The organism is Bartonella vinsonii subsp. berkhoffii ATCC 51672 (genome assembly GCF_902825225.1).
Classification (GTDB): Bacteria; Pseudomonadota; Alphaproteobacteria; order Rhizobiales; family Rhizobiaceae; genus Bartonella; species Bartonella berkhoffii.
This window is the reverse complement of sequence record NZ_CADEAK010000318.1, coordinates 1-391: the sequence shown is the minus strand read 5'-3', so window position 1 is coordinate 391 and position 391 is coordinate 1. Positions and strand designations below refer to the sequence as shown.

General features: G+C 30.9%; 1 pseudogene. It reads right to left on the bottom strand.

Features of this window, described 5'->3' with window-relative positions:
- Positions 1-205: 205 nt before the first annotated feature.
- Positions 206-391: pseudogene (locus J7R10_RS09435) on the bottom strand (glucose-6-phosphate isomerase); the annotation flags it as partial.

The following is a 391-nucleotide window of genomic DNA, read 5'->3' as shown; positions in this document are numbered from 1 at the left end:
AAAAGGTTTTTAAAACCCTTCTCTATTATGTGCTTCAAATTTTTATTTTTGTGATTTTTTGTCTTTTTTTTTGATTTTCTGCTGTTACAATCCAATATTAGAAATAGCAGATTAATGATAAAAATATGCATAAAAATAATCGATTATCATACATTCCTATCTCATAAATTTCTTTTCCACTGTGTAAAAAACTGCTCAATTACACTTATTTTGCACGTCTCGCCTGAATATGTGCCAATAATCCTAATGTTGAACTATCGCGTTTATCAGCCTTGTTTTCTCCACGGAGTATTGGTAACAATTCATTTGCCAATTCTTTACCAAGTTCAACACCCCATTGATCAAATGAATTAATGTTCATCAAAGCGCCTTCGACAAAAATACGATGCTC